We start from the raw sequence: 1,179 nt of genomic DNA on the forward strand, positions 1-1,179 counted from the left end.
AGTAAAGTTGATTTTCCACTACCTGACATACCTACTATTGCAATTTTTTCCCCCTTTTTGATCTGTAAAGATAAATTATTAAAAATCTTTTCCTCAGCATTAGGGTAGGAAAAATCTACATTTGAAAAAGAAATGACATCATCAAAATATTCTTTCCTTTTACCAGTTTGAAGTTCGATTACATCTTTTACCTCAAATGAATTCAGTGTAGCCTGACCTTCGCGGAATTTACTCATTCCCATACCAATTTCATTTAGTGGCATTACTACAAAATTGACTAGTTGAACAATAGCTGTAACACTCCCAATTGTGGTATGCCCACCGAAGACCAGATACATTCCTCCACCAAAGGCTACTAAAAAAACAATCATCCCTGAAAGTTGAGAAATAACATTAGATAAAACATCAAATTTCCCTTTGATGAAATATATCTCATCCAATTTTTCGCTTTCGTTTTTGTAATCTTGACGGATAGCCTCTTTCACATTAAAACTTTTTATAACGAGAAACCCTGCTAAAATATCTTTAACCTTAGCTAAATATTTCTGATCGGCTATCATAGAACTATTTTGTAGAGAGGCTGATTTTTGTCCAATAAATCCTGAAATCATCATAGGAATAATGCTAGCAATGATAACTAATAAGGTCAAAAACCAATTACCTATAAACATGGCTACTAGTGAGAAAATCATTAAGGAAATATTTTTTGAAATATTAAAATACTGGTGTAAATAATCCTGCTCAATTTTCTTCATGTTCTCAGTTAATATTGAAATAAATTTCCCTGATTTTTCCTTAGAAAATTCTCTATAATCCCTATCTAAAATAGATTTAAACACCTTATTTTTGTATCTTGACATAATCTGCCTAACAAGTTTATTTCTTAATCGAAGGGATATAAAATTAAGACTGGCATAGATAAATATTACGATAGCACCTATTAGTATCGCTTGGGTTAGATCTTCCCTATTTTGGGACATTCCACTATCAATTATAATTTTAATAGAATAAGCAAAAGCAATATTAGTTAAAGGAACTAATATATTAAAAATCATGAAAGTATAAAAAGACTTCTTATGGTACTTTGTCAATTGTTTCATTCCTAATCTACCTCATAATTCTTAAATTTCATTTAGAAAATGTGACATAAAATATTCTTCTAAGTCAATATTCTCTCTC

The 1,179-nt window shown here is 29.9% G+C and carries 1 protein-coding gene; it reads right to left on the reverse strand.

The genetic code is table 11. The annotated features are described in order from the left end of the window. A partial coding sequence (locus ACO409_RS11005) for an ABC transporter transmembrane domain-containing protein (RefSeq protein ID WP_485557210.1) occupies positions 1-1,100 on the reverse strand: 1,100 nt, incomplete at its 3' end. Positions 1,101-1,179: the final 79 nt, after the last annotated feature.

The sequence above is a fragment of the Leptotrichia sp. genome, from assembly GCF_057270615.1.